The sequence below is a fragment of the Tsuneonella sediminis genome (genome assembly GCF_051912845.1).
GTDB classification, from domain to species: domain Bacteria; phylum Pseudomonadota; class Alphaproteobacteria; order Sphingomonadales; family Sphingomonadaceae; genus Tsuneonella; species Tsuneonella sediminis.
Genome location: NZ_JBNCBU010000001.1, coordinates 106,506 through 122,024, shown reverse-complemented (window position 1 = coordinate 122,024; position 15,519 = coordinate 106,506). Strand labels below are relative to the sequence as shown.

Sequence of the window (15,519 nt, the reverse complement as noted above, 5' to 3'; positions counted from 1 at the left end):
TTGCGGCGTTCGCCCGTTCAGCTTCGAAACGGGGAGTTTGCACGCGATGGTCGACAAGTCCGAAAAGTTCAGCTGGCTCGTGCGCCTGGGTTATGCCGCGCGCGGCCTGGTCTACGTCCTGCTTGGCTACGTCGCGCTGCAGACGGCCGGCAAGGCTGAGGATGGACAGGCAGCTGTGTTCGACCTCGTGCAAGACGTGCCGCTCGGCACAGCGATCCTCTACCTCGTCGCCATCGGTCTTCTCGGCTATGCCGCCTTCAAGGCCCTCGATGCGGCCACCGATATCGAGAACCACGGCGACGACGCCAAGGGCAAGACCAAGCGCATCGGCTCGGCCGCGAGCGCGGTGGGGCACCTGTTCCTGGCCATCACGGCATGGCAGTTCGCGACCGGCGAAAAAAACCAGTCCGGAAGCGGCGGAGACGGCACGCAGGAGAAGGCGAGCACGTTGCTGAGCTGGGAGATCGGACCGGTAGTCCTCGGCATCATCGGCCTTGGCTTCATCGTTGCCGCCATCATGCAGGCGAAGTCGGCATACGATGCGCACTTCATGAAGCACGTCGGCGCGGGCGCGCCGAGTTACGTCGAGCCGCTCGGCCGCGGCGGGCATGCGGCACGCGCGGTCGTCTTCCTGCTGATCGGGTGGTCGCTGCTGAAGGGCGCGTGGTTCGATCAGTCGAGCGAGGTGAAGGGGCTTGGCGACGCGATCGTTTCGCTCAGCGGCATGGGCGTGCTCTATTCGCTCGTCGCGGTGGGCCTGATCCTGTTCGGCATCTTTACCCTGATCGTCGCCCGTTACCGTATCATCCCCGACATCGGGCACGGCGACCTCAAGCCGAGAGCGTAGAGCCCGCTGCCCCCCCCCTCGAGGCGCTGTCGCATCCGCGCCAATAGGCTAAACGCGCGTTCTCGACTCGCCAATTGAGGGAATGAAGGCTTGCAGTATTTCGAGGACATCGAGGTCGGGCGAACGGCCAGCTTCGGCCATTATGACGTGACGCGCGAAGAGGTTGTCGAATTCGCCTTGAAGTACGATCCCCAGCCCTTCCATCTCAACGACGACGCTGCCGCCGCGACCCATTTCGGCCGCCTTTCGGCAAGCGGCTGGCATACCTGCGCGATGACGATGGCAATGCTGGTCGAGAACCTGAAGGCGAATCGGCAGGCAGGGCTTGGTTCTCCCGGCATCGACCAGCTGCGCTGGATCAAGCCCGTGTTTCCCGGCGATACGCTCCGCTGCGAAAGCACCGTGATCGAAAAGCGCCGCAGCCGGTCGCGGCGGGAAATGGGCATCTTCAAGTCGAGCCTTGCCGTGTACAACCAGAACGACGAACCGGTGATGAGCATGATCTCCAACGGTCTGATCGCGGTGCGCGAACCCGACGCGCCGATCGAAGACTGACGCGGAGGGAACCGTCGGCTCCCGCCGGGTCAGCTGCCGCACTGTGCGATCCCGCTGGCCTCGTAGACCACCTGGTCGCGATCGTTGCGCAAAATCAGGCGCGCGGGAAAATTGACCGTTTCGATGCCGTCCTGCTCGCCCTCTCCCTCGCCGATGTCGAGAAGGAACGACCAGGCACCGGCGGTATATTTCCCCTTCGCGCCCAGCGGCAGATCGGAACTGCCCGCATCGGGGGCGAATGCCTCTAGCTTGCCGTCGATCTTCATGTAGCCGCGCCCGGGCTGCGCAAGCGCTATCGCGGCCATCGAACCCTCCGGCGCGAAATTGCAGCCTGCGCCAAAGAGGTCGTTTCGCTCGATATCCGGGTACAGGATCTTGTCGGGCGTGACGGGAACCGGCGGAGCCTGCTGGGCCGCCTTCACCGCTTCGACATCGGCTTCGTCGCTCATCGCCTGCTCGCGCGCGCTCGGCTCGCCCTCGCCGCAACCGGCCGCCGCCAGCGCCGCCGGCAAAATCCACATAGCCCGCATCAATGTCTCCCGAAGAGCTTCTCGACGTCTTCCATGCGCAGCTTAACCCACGTGGGGCGCCCATGGTTGCATTGGCCAGAACGCGGGGTGCGCTCCATCTCGCGTAGGAGCGCGTTCATCTCGGCAACGGAGAGGGTGCGGCCGGCGCGAACCGAGCCGTGGCAGGCCATCGTGGCGAGCACGAGGTCGAGCTTCTCGCCCAGCAGCAATGCCTCGCCGTGGTTTGCAAGATCGTCGGCGATATCCCGCAACAGCCTTGCCGGGTCCGCCTTGGCCAGGGCGTGGGGCAAGCTGCGCACCAGCATCGCGCCCGGGCCGAACCGCTCGACCTCGAGGCCGAAGCCGGCCAGCCTTTCCGCCGCGCCCTCGAGCCGGTCGCAATCGACCTCGTCCATTTCGACCACGTCGGGTATCAGCAGTGCCTGCGGCCTGGCCGTCGCCGCGCCGGCGCCAGCCGCCCTGAGCCGTTCAAGGACCAGCCGCTCGTGCGCGGCATGCTGGTCTACGATCACGAGTCCGTCGGCGGCCTCAGCCACGATGTAGGTCTGCGCCACCTGCCCGCGCGCGATGCCTAGCGGAAACTCCTCGAGGGATTCGGGCATTGGGGCGGCCTCTTCGGCGCGGCCCGATGGGGCCGGACCGGAACGATCCATGACCTCGCCTTCATACGCGCGCCATGCCTGCGATGCCTCGCGCACCGCGGCGGACGGCCGGGTCCAATCGCGGCCCGCGAAAATCGAGGCCAGCGCCGGAACCGGTTCGTGAGTCACAGGCTCGCTGATCCACCGCCCCATCGCGGCCCCGTCGGGCGCCTGTGCGCTGCGTCGATCGCCGCTCGCGAGCGACTGCCTGAGGCCCGAGACGATGAACCCGCGCACCGCGGCGGCATCGCGAAAGCGCACTTCGGTCTTGGCGGGATGGACGTTGACGTCGACGTCCTCGGCCGGGAGGTCGAGGAACAGCGCCAGTACGGCATGGCGGTCGCGTGCGAGCATGTCGGAATAAGCGCCGCGCACCGCGCCCACCAGCAGGCGATCCTTCACCGGCCGCCCGTTGACGAACAGATACTGGTGATCGGCCACCCCGCGGTTGTAGGTCGGCAGGCCGGCAATCCCGGTGAGGCGCATCGTGCCCTCGCCGCTCGGCCGCTCGAGATCGATCGCGACACCATTGTCCTTCAGTTCGCGCGCGACGACCTGCGCCACGCGGTCGGCAAGGCCCTGGCCTGCCTGGAGCGAAAGGATGGTCCGGCCCCCGTGGTCAAGCGTGAAGCCGATTTCCGGGCGCGCCATTGCGAGGCGTTTCACGACGTCGAGGCAGGCCGCATACTCGCTGCGCGCCGTTCGCAGGAACTTGCGGCGCGCCGGCACCTTTCCGAACAGGTTTTCGACCCGCACCCGCGTGCCGGGCGGCAGGGCCGCCGGTCCTTCTTCCACCACCGCGCCATGGTCGACGACGCGCCGCCAGCCCTGGTCCGCTCCGCGCACCCGGCTCTCCAGCGCGAACCGCGCAACGCTGGCGATGCTCGGCAGAGCTTCGCCCCTGAAGCCGAGGGTAGCGACAAGCTCGATGCTCTCACCGGGCAGCTTCGAGGTCGCGTGACGCTCGAGCGCGAGGGCCATTTCGCCGGGTGTCATCCCGCACCCGTCGTCGGTCACCTCGATCCGCTCGAGCCCGCCTTCCGACAGCGCGATCGCGATCCGGCACGCGCCGGCGTCGATCGCGTTTTCGACCAGTTCCTTGAGGGCGGCTGCGGGACGTTCGACCACTTCGCCGGCGGCGATGCGGTTGACTAGGCTTTCGGGCAGGCGGCGGATTTCGGCCATTCCCCGCGACTAGCGACCAAACGTCGCAATTTCGAGGCGATCTGTTGAGATAGCGGTGGAACGCCAAATAAAAATTTTGGCGTTTTCGGGCAGCATTCGATAAGGGACGCGCATCCCCCGTCACACCCGGGTCGCGACTGTCGCAGGTCCATGCGGCAAGGGCCTGAAACATCTATGGAACGCGCAGCGCAATGGGCTTTTTCTCCAATCTTCTGAAGTTCGGCTCGCAGAACATGGCGATCGATCTCGGCACCGCGAACACGCTGGTCTATGTCGAGGGTCAGGGCATCATCCTGAACGAGCCGTCGGTCGTCGCGATCGAGACCCAGAACGGGATCAAGCGCGTGAAGGCCGTGGGCGACGACGCGAAGATGATGATGGGCAAGACCCCTGACAACATCGAGGCGATCCGCCCCCTGCGCGACGGTGTCATCGCGGACATCGAGATCGCCGAGGAGATGATCAAGCACTTCATCCGCAAGGTTCACGGGAAGAAGAGCCTGCTGCGCTACCCCGAGATCGTCATCTGCGTTCCGTCGGGCTCCACGTCGGTCGAACGACGCGCGATCCGCGACGCCGCCAGCAACGCAGGCGCCAGCCAGGTCTATCTCATCCTCGAGCCGATGGCCGCGGCGATCGGCGCCGACATGCCGGTGACCGAGCCGGTCGGATCGATGGTCGTCGACATCGGCGGCGGCACCACCGAGGTCGCCGTCCTTTCGCTGCGCGGGCTTGCCTACACCACTTCGGTTCGGACCGGGGGCGACAAGATGGACGAGGCAATCGTCAGTTACGTGCGCCGGCACCACAACCTGCTGATCGGCGAGGCGACGGCGGAGCGGATCAAGAAGGACTACGGCATCGCCCGTCCCCCCGAGGACGGAATCGGCGAAGTCATCACGATCAAGGGCCGTGACCTCGTCAACGGGGTTCCGAAGGAGATCCAGATCAACCAGGGTCACATCGCCGAGGCGTTGAGCGAACCGATCGGCGCGATCGTCGAGGGCGTGCGTATCGCGCTCGAGAACACCGCGCCCGAACTTGCTGCCGACATCGTCGACCAGGGTATCGTCCTCACTGGCGGCGGTGCGCTTATCAGCGGTCTCGACGATCACTTGCGCGAGGAGACCGGCCTGCCCGTGTCCATCGCGGAAGACCCGTTGTCCTGTGTCGCGATCGGCACCGGGCGGGCGATGGAAGATCCGGTCTACCGCGGCGTGTTGATGACCGCCTGACCTGAAGGGTGATTTGAGATGGCGCCGCCTTCCTCACGGCGCTCCGGGCATTCGCGCAGGGCGCAATACGGACAATTCACGGGCTACGTGCTCGCCGCCATCGGCGCTGCGCTGGGCGCGGTGCTGCTTGGCATATCGCTGTGGCGGCCCACGTCGTTCAACGGCGTGCGCGGCGCAGCGGCAGACACCATCGCCCCCGCCGGCGAGGCGGGCGCGGTCGTGCGGACCGAGGGCCAGAGCCTGTTCGACAAGGTATCGGGCTATCTCCAGGCCGGCGCGCAGAACGCCGAACTGAGGAAGGAAGTCGAGCTGGCGCGCATCCGTCTCAAGGAGGCCGAGGCCGTTCGCCAGGAGAACGCGCGCCTCAAGGCGCTGCTCGGTTTTCGCGAATCGGAGGTCAAACCGGTGGCGGTCGCGCGCCTGGTGGGTTCGACCGCGACGAGCACGCGGCGCTTCGCCTACCTCGGCGCGGGACGGGACCAGGGCGTCGGCGTCGGGATGCCGGTACGTTCGCCGCGCGGCGTGGTCGGCAGGGTGCTCGAAGTCGGGGACGACAGCTCAAGGGTGCTGCTCCTGGGTGACAGCGAGAGCGTCATTCCCGTCCGCCGGGCGAAGGACGAAGTGGTCGCCTTTGCCGAAGGACGCGGCGACGGGCGATTGCGCATTCGCCTGATCAACCTCGGCATCAACCCGCTCAGAAAGGGGGATGTCTTCGTCACCAGCGGCGCCGGCGGATACTACCGTCCCGGCATCGCGGTGGCGATCGTGCAGCAGGTCACGCCGGATGGCGCGGTCGCGGCCGTCGTCAGCGATCCCGCGGCGACCGATTTCGTCTCGGTCGAGCCGATCTGGCAGCCGCGCGCTGTCGACGCCGCGAAGACTCCGGTCGGCGAGGAAATCGGCGGGTCCGGCGGCGAATGATCGGCGAACTCTCCAGCCGCGCGCGCCGCGATCGCTATGGCTCGAAGATCAATCGGACCCATTCGCCGATCCGCGCCTACGCGGTGCCGTGGGTCTCGATCATGCTCGGCTCGGTACTGCCGCTCTTCTTCCTCGCGAGCGCCGTCCCGCTGATCCCGCCGCTGGGATTCCTCATGCTGCTGTCGTGGCGGCTCGTCCGCCCCGGCCTCCTGCCCGTCTGGGCAGGCTTCCCGCTGGGGCTGTTCGACGACATGTTCAGCGGTCAGCCATTCGGAAGCGCTATCATGCTGTGGTCACTGACGATGATCGCGCTCGAATTCATCGAAACACGATTCCCCTGGCGCGGGTTCTTCCAGGACTGGGCGGTTTCCGGCGTGCTGGCGCTTGCCTATCTCGTCTCCGCGGCGGTCTTTTCCGGCGGGCAGCTGGGGGCGACGATGCTGGCGGTCCTCGTCCCGCAAGCCGTGCTCACGCTCGCCCTGATCCCGGTGCTTTCGCGGTTCGTTGCCGGGCTTGACCGGTTCAGGCTCGCCCGCGTTCGGGGGATCGACTGATGGGATTGCGCAAAAGGCGCCGCCCTCGCCGCGCGAAACCGATCACCAGTCCCGCGACGCTGTCCGCCAGTTTCGAGCGGCGCAGTTTCGTGATCGGAGCCGTCCAGGGCGGGATCGGCCTGCTGCTGGCGGGCCGGATGACCTACCTCTCCGTCTTCGAAAGCGAAAAATACTCGCTCGAATCCGAGAGCAACCGGGTCAACCTTTCGCTCATCCCGCCTCGCCGCGGATGGATCCTCGACCGCAACGGCGCCCCGCTGGCATCGAACAAGGCGGACTTTCGCGTCGACATCATCCCCGACCGGATGCGCGATCCCAAGGCCGAACTCGCGACCCTGGCGCCGCTGTTGGCACTCGACGACGAAAAACTGCGCGATCTGCACGACAAGATCGACGCCAACCAGGGCTTCCAGCCGATCGAGGTCGCCAGCGGGCTCAACTACGAACAGTTCGCGGCGGTCAGCGTGCGCCTGCCGGACCTGCCTGGCGTGGTGCCGCAGCGCGGCTTCTCGCGCTTCTATCCCACCGGGCCCGCGGTCGGCCATCTCATCGGCTTCGTCGGCCCTGCCAGCGCCGAGGAATACCAGAAGGATCGCAACCCGATCCTGATCACGCCCGGATACAAGATCGGCAAGGACGGGATCGAGAAACAGTTCGAACAGCGCCTGCGCGGGGTGCCGGGTGCGCGCCGGGTCGAAGTGACCGCTTCAGGCCGCATCGTGCGCGACCTGGCCACGCGAGAGGACATCCAGGGCAAACCTGTAAAACTCACGATCGACGGGCCGCTCCAGGACTACGCGGCGCGAAGGCTGGGGGTCGAATCGGGCTCGGTCGTGGTGCTCGACTGCAAGACCGGCGACCTGCTCTGCATGGCATCGATGCCGAGCTTCGACCCCAACAGCTTTTCCGACGGCATCGGCCGGGTCGAATACTCGATGCTGAGCCAGGACGAGCGGGTTCCCTTGCGCAACAAGGTCCTGAAGGGGCTTTACCCGCCAGGCTCTACGGTTAAGCCGATGGTCGCGATGGCGTTCCTCGAAGCCGGGCTCGACCCGTCGGCATCGGTGGGCTGCGCAGGCGGACTGCGGGTGGGCAACCGCGTTTTCCATTGCTGGAACCGGCGCGGCCACGGCACGGTCGACATGGCCAAGGCGATCTACCAGTCGTGCGACGTCTATTTCTATCACTTCGCGCAGAAGCTCGGCATGGACGTCATTGCGCCGATGGCGAAGCGCTGCGGCATGGGCCAGGAATTTCCCCTGCCCGTTCTCAGCCAGTTCTACGGCACCGTTCCCGACCCCGCGTGGAAGCTGAAGAAATACGGCGAGGAGTGGAAGGCATACGACACCGTCAATGCGACGATCGGGCAAGGCTACATGCTGGCCAACCCGCTCCAGCTCGCGGTGATGGCGGGGCGCCTGGCAACGGGGAAGAAGTTGATGCCCCGCCTCCTGCTCAACCCCAACGAACCCAATCCGGACGCGATGAACTTCCACGGCGATCACGTGCAGGTCATCCAGAACGCGATGAGCGACGTGGTCAACGGGCCGGGTACTGCCGGACGTGCGCGCCTGCCGATCGACGACGTGCTGATGGCTGGCAAGACCGGAACGGCGCAGGTCGTCGGGCTCAACATCTCCTCGGGCAAGGGCGGGATCTGGAAATACCGTGACCACGGCCTGTTCATCTTTTTCGCCCCGTTCGACAATCCGCGCTATGCGGGCGCGGTGGTGATCGAGCACGGCGGGGGTTCTGGCGCGGCCTACCCGATTGCCCGCGACGTGATGACCTTCATGTTCGACCCGCAGAAGGGCCTCGAGGCGCTGTACGGACTGGAGAAGCAATGGGGCGGCACGGCGCAGGAGCGGCTCGCCGCCAGGTATGCCGCGTTCGCCGCAGCAGCGGGTGAGAACATCGGCCCCGCCCCGCGCCGCGACGAGGACGTCTTCGCCCGGGTCGACGCCGAATCGCGCGCCGCGCAGATCCGGCCCCAGCCGCTTGAGACCGGCGCGGTCACGCCTCCCCCCGAACCGGTCGCCAACGCGGTCCCGCCGAATTCCGCCGGAGCGGTTCCGGTGCCCTCGCCCGGACCCTCGCCCCTTTCGTCCCCCGCAGCTTCGCCAGAACCGCGATGAACTCGGTCGTCCCCGCTCCGATCGCGCGCCAGCCGTGGGCCATGCTCGCACCGCTGATCGCTCTGACCGTGTTCGGGGCCGCAGTCCTTTTTTCGGCCGCGGGCGGCGATCTTCAGCCTTTCGCGCTGTCGCACCTGATCCGGTTTGCGATATTCCTGACCCTTGCAAGCGTGATGACGCTCTTCAGCAGGGAATTCGTCCGTCTGTTCGCCTATCCCGCCTACGTCGTCATCCTGGTCCTGCTGGTGGCGGTCGAGGCCATGGGGTTCGTCGGCGGCGGTAGCCAGCGGTGGATCGATCTCGGCCCCATCATGCTCCAGCCGTCGGAACTGATGAAACCGGCAGTCGTCCTCGCGCTCGCCCGCTTCTACGGCGACCTGCCTTCAGGGATGGTCCCGACCTGGCGCTCGCTGGTCCCGGCCGGCGCGATGATCGCGATTCCGATGGCCCTCGTGCTCGCCCAGCCCGACCTCGGAACCGCGCTCGCGATCGGGTTCGGCGGCGCGATCGTCATGTTTCTCGCCGGGCTTCCGCTCAAGTGGTTCGGAGGCGCGGCGGCGGCAGGCGCGGTGCTTGCGCCGGTGGCGTTCTTCTTCGGTCTCAAGCCCTACCAGCAACGGCGCGTATTCACCTTCCTCGACCCGGAAAGCGATCCGCTGGGCGACGGCTATCACATCACCCAATCGAAGATCGCGATCGGATCGGGCGGCGTTACGGGTAAGGGGTTCAACGAGGGCTCGCAGAGCCATCTCAACTACCTGCCCGAACCGCATACCGATTTCGTGTTCGCGACGATGGCCGAGGAATGGGGTCTGCTTGGCGGACTGTTCGTCCTCCTCGCGTTTTTCCTGATCCTGCGCTGGGGGTGGAAGGTCGCGCTAGCGTCCGAGGACCGCTTCGCCCGCCTGCTCGCCGGCGGCATGGTCGCGACGATTTTCTTTTACGTCGCGATCAACCTGATGATGGTGATGGGTCTTGCCCCGGTGGTCGGCATACCCCTGCCGTTCATGAGCCACGGCGGCAGTTCGATGATGACCAACATGATCTGCCTCGGCACGCTGATGATGGTCCACCGGTGGAACGTCCGCAGCGGCCGGCGGGGACTTGCCTAGCACCCTCCGGATTGGCCCTTGGCATCTGCGAGAGGGACGCTATATGCGCCTCTCCCGACGATTCGGGGCCCGCGGAAACGCAGCCTCACGACGACGGAATGGACGCATAGCTCAGTTGGTAGAGCAGCTGACTCTTAATCAGCGGGTCCTAGGTTCGAGCCCTAGTGCGTCCACCATCCTCACCTTTCAGAACAGTGCGCCCCGCATCCAGTCGAGGGTGTCGTCGCCGCTGGCGAGAAGCGATCGGCCCAGGCTTGCCGCCCAGGCCGTCTCCCCTCCCCCGTCCAGTCGCCAGGCGTGCAGGCGGCGGGTGTATAGCTGCAAGTCGTATTCCGCGCTGATGCCGATGGCCCCGTGGATGGCGTGTGCGGTGTTGGCGATCGCGGTGGCGTAGGTCGCGGCAACTGTCTTGGCGAGCGCGGCCCGCTCGACGCCTGGCCACGCAGACCGCGCTGCAAGTTCGACCGCCATGCGGATCGCGACCACCTGCTCGGCCATCAGCGCCAGTTGCTGCTGCACCGCCTGCTGACGGCCGATCGGCTTGCCGAACTGGCTCCGCTCGCGGGCATAAGCAGTGGTCATCTCGAGCACGCGGTCGGCCGCCCCGGAAGAGGCCGCCGCGAGCAGGATCTGGCGCAGTTCCTTGCCCGGGCGACCTGAGCGGTCGATCATCGCCTCGCCGATCGCAAGTGGCGCGGCCCGGTATCCGATCGCCCGCCACAGCGGCACCACCTCGGCAAAGCTTACTGCCAGTTTCTCGGTCAGAGCGTCGAAAAAGCCTGCGACCTCAATCTCGTCGCGCTCGGCAGACCAGTCTTCCCCGGCGTCGATCGCGCGCGCCCGCGCGGCGGGGAACAGCCGCGTCAACATAGCTTCGAAAGGGGGAAGGATCTCGCTCATCGCAGCCCCATTCCCCGGGCGATTATGCCACGCAGGATCTCGCGCGTGCCTCCGCGCAGTGAAAAACTCGGCGCGACGAGGGTAAGGTAGCTCAGCGCGGCGATGAGGTCCTGATGGGGCGATTCGGAGGGATGCGCGGCAAGATCATCGGCAATTGCCAGCGGAAGTTCCTGTTCGAACGCGGTTCCCAGGTCCTTGACCAGCGAAGCCTCGACCACGGGGCTTTCTCCCGCTGCGAGCCGCGCCGTGCAGGCGAGCGACATCGCCCGCAGCGCTGCCAGCCGTGCGGCAAGGCGGCCGACAAGGGCAGCGGTTGCGCTGTCGGCGCGGCCCGCCCCGCGCAGGTGAGCGACCCATGCGTCGAAAACGACATGGCTGGAATAGATCCGCTCCGGACCGCTACGCTCGAATGCGAGTTCTGCGGTGACCTGCGCCCACCCCTGTCCCTCTTCGCCGATGAGGGCGTCCTGCGGCAGATCGACGTCGTCGAAAAACACCTCGTTGAAGTGCTCGTCGCCGGTCAGGTCGCGGATCGGACGAACCGATACGCCCGGCGCTGCCAGCGGGACGATCAACTGCGACAGGCCCGAATGGCGGTCACCGCTGCCCTCAGCGGTCCGCACGAGCGCGATCATGTAATCGGCGTGGTGCGCGCCGGTCGTCCACAATTTCTGGCCGTTGAGGCGCCAGCCATTGCCAGTCCGCTCGGCGCGGGTGCGGACGGCGGCAAGGTCGCTGCCGGCACCCGGTTCGCTCATCCCGATACAGAACAGCGCCTCGCCGCGGCAGATGCGCGGCAGGTATCGGCGCCGCTGCGCTTCGCTCCCGTAGTTGAGGATCAGGGGTGCGCTCTGGCGGTCGGCGATCCAGTGCGCGCCCACCGGCGCACCTGCCGCGAGCAATTCTTCGACCACCACGAAGCGTGCGAACGGTCCGCGGCCGGCTCCGCCGTATTCGGGCGGAAGGGTCAGCCCGAGCAACCCTGCCGCGCCCAGCCTTCGGCTGAAGCCCCGGTCGAACCCCATCCACGAACGTGCGCGCTGTTCAACGCTCATCCCCGCGACTGCCTCGCGTGCAAGCGCGCGGACCATCGGCCGCAGCGCTTCATCTTCGGGCGGAATCGCCGCAGGGACCAGGGATTCGAACACGGTGGTGACGGTGTGCGGCAGCATTCCCCCGTTCGCAATCCCGTGGATTGCCGCGCGCATCCGCCGCGACTAAGCCCGCGCCATGGGAGACTTTCTCAAGACCGAGCGCGAGGGCCCTGTGCTGACCGTGACGATGGACCGGCCGGAGGACCGCAACGCGATAACAGATTCCGCGCAGAGCGCCGAGTTCGTTGCGCTGGCGGATAGACTCGCGCGCGACCGAACGGTCCGTGCGATGGTCCTGACCGGGGCCGGCAAGTCGTTCTGCGCGGGCGGCAACGTCAAGTCGATGAAGGAGAGGACCGGGCTGTTCGCCGGGTCGCCGTTCGAACAGCGCACCCACTACCGAACCACCGTCCAGACCATAGGCAAGGCGATGTGGGACCTCGAGGTGCCGGTGGTGGCGGCGATCAATGGCCACGCGATCGGCCTGGGACTCGACATCGCGCTCATGTGCGACGTTCGAGTGATGGCGGAAGACGCACTGGTGGCGGAAAGCTACGTCAGGCTCGGGATCATTCCGGGAGGCGGCGGGGCCTGGCTGCTCCCACGGGTCGTTGGCCTGTCGAATGCGAGCCGCATGACCCTTACCGGTGAAACGATCGATGCGACGACCGCGCAGCGGTACGGGCTGGCGAGCGAGGTGGTCCCCGCTACCGAGGTGCTCGCGCGCGCCCAGGAGATTGCTCGCACGATCGCCGCGAACCCGGGTCACGCCACGCGCATGGCCAAGCGGCTGATGCGCGAAGGGATGGACCAGAAACTGCCGACCCACCTCGAAATGGCCGCAGCGTACCAGGCCCTGTCGCACCACACCGAAGACCACGCCGAGGCGATCGACGCGTTCCTCGGCAGACGCGAACCGGAGCTGCGCGACAGGTGACCGGAGCGCTCGACGGCATCCGTGTGCTCGATCTGTCGCGCGTGCTCGCCGGGCCGTGGAGCGCGCAGATCCTCGGCGATCTCGGCGCTGACGTGATAAAGGTCGAGCAACCCGGTGCGGGCGACGACACGCGCGCATGGGGACCGCCGTTTCTGCCGGAGTCGCAGGACTCGGCGTATTTCTCGTGCGCCAACCGCAACAAGCGCTCGATCGCTATCGACATCGCGAACCCGGGCGGTGCCGCGCTGGTGCGCCGGCTTGCCGCAGTGTCGGACGTGGTGATCGAGAACTTCCGCGTCGGCGGTCTCGCGAAATACGGCCTCGACTACGACAGGCTGCGGGCGGTGAAGCCCGATCTCGTGTGGTGTTCGATCACCGGGTTCGGCCAGACCGGTCCGGAAAAGGATCGCGGTGGATACGACTTCCTCATCCAGGGAATGAGCGGGCTGATGAGCGTAACGGGGGCGGCGGACGGACCGCCGACCAAGGTCGGCATCCCCGTCAGCGACCTGACTACCGGCCTCTACGCCGCGATTTCGATCCTGGCCGCGCTGCGCCACCGGGACCGCACCGGCGAAGGGCAGCGCATCGACCTCGCCCTTCTCGATGCCCAGGTGGCGCTGATGAGCAACCAGGCGGCGAACTGGCTCAACGGTGGAGCAGAGCCGGGGCGGCTGGGCAACCAGCATCCCAACATCGTGCCCTACCAGGTCTTTGCCTGCGCCGATGGCGACATCCTGATCGCGACCGCGAACGACCGGCAATATGCCAAGCTGTGCCGTGTCCTCGGCCTTCCCGAACTGGCCCACGACCCCCGTTTCGCTGCGATGAGCGCGCGCGGGACCAATCGGGGCGACCTGCTGGCGATCATCGAACCGGCGATCGCAAGCTGGCGGTCGGACGAACTCGTCAATGCGCTCAACGATGCCGGGGTGCCGAGCGGGCGTGTGAACACCGTTCCCGAGGCGCTGGAGCACCCGCAGGTGCAGGCGCGCGAACTTGTTGGAGCGCTACAGCGGCACGACGGTTCCGAAGTCCGCTTCGTGGGTTTTCCCGCAAAGCTCTCTTCCACGCCGCCCAGTTACCGGGCGGCCCCGCCGCGCGCGGGCGAAGATAGCGACGCGGTGCTGCGCGACGTCCTTGAAATCGATCCCGCAGAAATCGCCCGCCTGCGTGAAGCGGGCGCGGTAGCCTAGGAAATCGGTTCCTGATCCGGGATGCGCACCGCCCGGTCCAGCATATCGGGCCGGGTCACTTCCGCGTCATGCCGGTCGCGCTGGGGACTGATGAAGCGGTCCGAGTAACGATACCAGACCATTCCGTCCGGTTGCGGGCTTTCCTCGATCTCGAATTCCATGACTGCGACTCCTCTCCATGGCGAAATGCCGGGAAAGGCGCCGCGTTCCCCAAATTCGCGACGAATTGCAGCAGCTTGCGACGAGTCGATTGCGCCTCAGATGTGCAAGGCGCGCCCATAGGCGGCCAGAACGCTCTCGTGCATCGATTCCGAAATTGTCGGGTGCGGGAAGATCGTGTTCATCAGTTCCGCCTCGGTCGTCTCGAGCGTCTTGCCCACGACATAGCCCTGGATCATCTCGGTAACCTCGGCCCCGACCATGTGTGCGCCCAATAGCTCGCCGGTCTTCGCGTCGAACACCGTCTTCACGAAGCCCTCCGCTTCTCCCAGCGCGATCGCCTTGCCGTTGCCGATGAACGGGAAGGTCCCGGCCTTCACCTCGTAGCCCGCTTCCTTCGCCTTCGCCTCGGTCAGGCCGACGCTGGCGATCTGCGGGTGACAATACGTGCAGCCCGGGATGTTGCCCCGGTCGAGCGGGTGCGGGTGAACATCCTTGTTGCCGAGTTCCTTCGCGATCGCCTCGGCGGCGGTGACGCCCTCGTGGCTCGCCTTGTGCGCCAGCCATGGGCCGGGCGTACAATCGCCGATGGCCCACAGGCCCTTCGACTTCGTGCGGCCGTAGGGATCGATCTGGATGAACCCGCGGTCCATCTCGACGAGCTTTTCGAGGCCCACGTTCTCGGTGTTCGGCACGATGCCGATGGCGACAATGCAGTGGGTGAAGTCCTGTTCGGAAACCTTGCCATCTTTCGCCTTGATCTTCGCCTTCACGCCGCTGGCGGAGACCTTGACGTCCTCGACCCCGGCCCCGGTCATGATCGTCATGCCCTGTTTGGTCAGGCTCTTTTCGAGGAAGGCGGAGACGTCGGCATCCTCGACCGGCACGATCCGGTCGAGCATTTCGACCACCGTCACCTCGGCTCCCAAGTCGTTGTAGAAGCTCGCGAATTCGATCCCGATCGCGCCGCTGCCGATCACGAGCAGCTTCTTCGGCATCTCGGGCGGGGTCATCGCGTGGCGGTAGGTCCACACGCGCTTCCCGTCGGCCTTGGCGAACGGCAGGTCGCGCGCCCGCGCGCCGGTGGCGACGATCACGTGCTTGGCGGAGAGCTTCTCCTCGCCCTTCTCGCCCTTCACGGTCAGCGCAGTGGGGCCAGTCAGCGTGCCTTCGCCCATGTGCACCGCGATCTTGTTCTTCTTCATCAGGTGCGTGACGCCCTGGTTGAGCTGCTTGGCGACGCCGCGGCTGCGCTTCACCACCGCTTCAAGGTCCGCCTCGATACTGCCAGCGATCTTGAGGCCGTAGTCTTTGGCATGCTGCGCATAGTGGAGGATCTCGGCCGAACGCAGCAGCGCCTTGGTCGGGATGCAGCCCCAGTTGAGGCAGATCCCGCCGAGCAATTCGCGCTCGACGATCGCGGTCTTGAGGCCAAGCTGCGCACAGCGGATTGCCGCGACATAGCCCCCGGGGCCGCTGCCGAGCACGATGACGTCGTATTGGGTGTCAGCCATGGGT

General features: G+C 66.5%; 15 protein-coding genes and 1 tRNA gene. 10 read left to right on the top strand and 6 right to left on the bottom strand.

What is annotated here, in order from left to right:
• Positions 1-46: 46 nt before the first annotated feature.
• Positions 47-847: a DUF1206 domain-containing protein gene (locus ACPV3N_RS00645; RefSeq protein ID WP_440113204.1), complete on the top strand. Its 801-nt coding sequence runs from the start codon at positions 47-49 to the stop codon at positions 845-847.
• Between the two features lie 90 nt (positions 848-937).
• A complete protein-coding gene (locus ACPV3N_RS00640) occupies positions 938-1,402 on the top strand; it encodes a MaoC family dehydratase (RefSeq protein ID WP_440113201.1) in 465 nt (154 codons plus the stop codon).
• 29 nt (positions 1,403-1,431) lie between these two features.
• Here the strand turns inward: ACPV3N_RS00640 and ACPV3N_RS00635 are convergent, their stop codons facing one another.
• Positions 1,432-1,923, bottom strand: a complete 492-nt coding sequence (locus tag ACPV3N_RS00635) for a hypothetical protein (RefSeq protein ID WP_440113198.1) — start codon at positions 1,921-1,923, stop codon at positions 1,432-1,434.
• A gap of 8 nt (positions 1,924-1,931) precedes the next feature.
• Positions 1,932-3,758: a DNA mismatch repair endonuclease MutL gene (gene mutL, locus ACPV3N_RS00630; protein WP_440113195.1), complete on the bottom strand. Its 1,827-nt coding sequence runs from the start codon at positions 3,756-3,758 to the stop codon at positions 1,932-1,934.
• 191 nt (positions 3,759-3,949) lie between these two features.
• On the opposite strand from mutL, the gene ACPV3N_RS00625 reads away from it, so the two are divergent.
• The 6 genes from ACPV3N_RS00625 to ACPV3N_RS00600 all read left to right on the top strand — a co-directional run bounded on the left by ACPV3N_RS00625 (position 3,950) and on the right by ACPV3N_RS00600 (position 9,891).
• The gene (locus ACPV3N_RS00625; RefSeq protein ID WP_067682518.1) at positions 3,950-4,993 is read left to right on the top strand and encodes a rod shape-determining protein; all 1,044 of its coding nucleotides are present in this window, start codon (positions 3,950-3,952) and stop codon (positions 4,991-4,993) included.
• 18 nt (positions 4,994-5,011) lie between these two features.
• Complete coding sequence (mreC, locus tag ACPV3N_RS00620) at positions 5,012-5,914, top strand: rod shape-determining protein MreC (protein WP_440113192.1); 903 nt, start codon at positions 5,012-5,014, stop codon at positions 5,912-5,914.
• Complete coding sequence (mreD, locus tag ACPV3N_RS00615) at positions 5,911-6,468, top strand: rod shape-determining protein MreD (protein WP_440113189.1); 558 nt, start codon at positions 5,911-5,913, stop codon at positions 6,466-6,468. The genes mreC and mreD overlap by 4 nt, the downstream gene beginning before the upstream one ends.
• Positions 6,468-8,603, top strand: coding sequence for a penicillin-binding protein 2 (mrdA, locus tag ACPV3N_RS00610; RefSeq protein WP_440113186.1), 2,136 nt, complete (start codon positions 6,468-6,470; stop codon positions 8,601-8,603). Before mreD ends, mrdA begins: the two co-directional genes overlap by 1 nt.
• Positions 8,600-9,715 (top strand): rod shape-determining protein RodA, encoded by a 1,116-nt coding sequence (gene rodA / locus ACPV3N_RS00605; protein WP_440113183.1) that lies wholly within the window; start codon positions 8,600-8,602, stop codon positions 9,713-9,715. The genes mrdA and rodA overlap by 4 nt, the downstream gene beginning before the upstream one ends.
• A gap of 100 nt (positions 9,716-9,815) precedes the next feature.
• A tRNA-Lys gene (locus tag ACPV3N_RS00600) sits at positions 9,816-9,891 on the top strand.
• A gap of 10 nt (positions 9,892-9,901) precedes the next feature.
• Here ACPV3N_RS00600 and ACPV3N_RS00595 read toward each other — a convergent pair.
• A complete protein-coding gene (locus ACPV3N_RS00595) occupies positions 9,902-10,615 on the bottom strand; it encodes an acyl-CoA dehydrogenase family protein (protein ID WP_440113180.1) in 714 nt (237 codons plus the stop codon).
• Complete coding sequence (locus tag ACPV3N_RS00590) at positions 10,612-11,787, bottom strand: acyl-CoA dehydrogenase family protein (protein WP_440113177.1); 1,176 nt, start codon at positions 11,785-11,787, stop codon at positions 10,612-10,614. Before ACPV3N_RS00590 ends, ACPV3N_RS00595 begins: the two co-directional genes overlap by 4 nt.
• A gap of 58 nt (positions 11,788-11,845) precedes the next feature.
• Between ACPV3N_RS00590 and ACPV3N_RS00585 the strand changes: the two genes are divergently transcribed.
• Together ACPV3N_RS00585 and ACPV3N_RS00580 are read left to right on the top strand one after the other, a co-directional pair.
• Positions 11,846-12,646, top strand: coding sequence for a crotonase/enoyl-CoA hydratase family protein (locus ACPV3N_RS00585; RefSeq protein WP_440113175.1), 801 nt, complete (start codon positions 11,846-11,848; stop codon positions 12,644-12,646).
• Positions 12,643-13,842, top strand: coding sequence for a CaiB/BaiF CoA transferase family protein (locus tag ACPV3N_RS00580; RefSeq protein WP_440113168.1), 1,200 nt, complete (start codon positions 12,643-12,645; stop codon positions 13,840-13,842). The genes ACPV3N_RS00585 and ACPV3N_RS00580 overlap by 4 nt, the downstream gene beginning before the upstream one ends.
• Here ACPV3N_RS00580 and ACPV3N_RS00575 read toward each other — a convergent pair.
• Both ACPV3N_RS00575 and lpdA read right to left on the bottom strand, forming a co-directional pair.
• A complete protein-coding gene (locus ACPV3N_RS00575; RefSeq protein ID WP_440113165.1) occupies positions 13,839-14,003 on the bottom strand; it encodes a hypothetical protein in 165 nt (54 codons plus the stop codon). The two genes, ACPV3N_RS00580 and ACPV3N_RS00575, sit on opposite strands and share 4 nt — an antisense overlap.
• A 96-nt stretch (positions 14,004-14,099) precedes the next feature.
• A complete protein-coding gene (gene lpdA / locus ACPV3N_RS00570; RefSeq protein ID WP_440113163.1) occupies positions 14,100-15,515 on the bottom strand; it encodes a dihydrolipoyl dehydrogenase in 1,416 nt (471 codons plus the stop codon).
• Positions 15,516-15,519 lie beyond the last annotated feature (4 nt).

Coding starts and splice junctions, on each gene's coding strand:
- ACPV3N_RS00645 (WP_440113204.1), top strand. CDS start 47: ATGGTCGACAAGTCCGAAAAGTTCAGCTGGCTCGTGCGCCTGGGTTAT.
- ACPV3N_RS00635 (WP_440113198.1), bottom strand. CDS start 1,923: ATGTGGATTTTGCCGGCGGCGCTGGCGGCGGCCGGTTGCGGCGAGGGC.
- mutL (WP_440113195.1), bottom strand. CDS start 3,758: ATGGCCGAAATCCGCCGCCTGCCCGAAAGCCTAGTCAACCGCATCGCC.
- ACPV3N_RS00625 (WP_067682518.1), top strand. CDS start 3,950: ATGGGCTTTTTCTCCAATCTTCTGAAGTTCGGCTCGCAGAACATGGCG.
- mreC (WP_440113192.1), top strand. CDS start 5,012: ATGGCGCCGCCTTCCTCACGGCGCTCCGGGCATTCGCGCAGGGCGCAA.
- mreD (WP_440113189.1), top strand. CDS start 5,911: ATGATCGGCGAACTCTCCAGCCGCGCGCGCCGCGATCGCTATGGCTCG.
- mrdA (WP_440113186.1), top strand. CDS start 6,468: ATGGGATTGCGCAAAAGGCGCCGCCCTCGCCGCGCGAAACCGATCACC.
- rodA (WP_440113183.1), top strand. CDS start 8,600: ATGAACTCGGTCGTCCCCGCTCCGATCGCGCGCCAGCCGTGGGCCATG.
- ACPV3N_RS00595 (WP_440113180.1), bottom strand. CDS start 10,615: ATGAGCGAGATCCTTCCCCCTTTCGAAGCTATGTTGACGCGGCTGTTC.
- ACPV3N_RS00590 (WP_440113177.1), bottom strand. CDS start 11,787: ATGCTGCCGCACACCGTCACCACCGTGTTCGAATCCCTGGTCCCTGCG.
- ACPV3N_RS00585 (WP_440113175.1), top strand. CDS start 11,846: ATGGGAGACTTTCTCAAGACCGAGCGCGAGGGCCCTGTGCTGACCGTG.
- ACPV3N_RS00575 (WP_440113165.1), bottom strand. CDS start 14,003: ATGGAATTCGAGATCGAGGAAAGCCCGCAACCGGACGGAATGGTCTGG.
- lpdA (WP_440113163.1), bottom strand. CDS start 15,515: ATGGCTGACACCCAATACGACGTCATCGTGCTCGGCAGCGGCCCCGGG.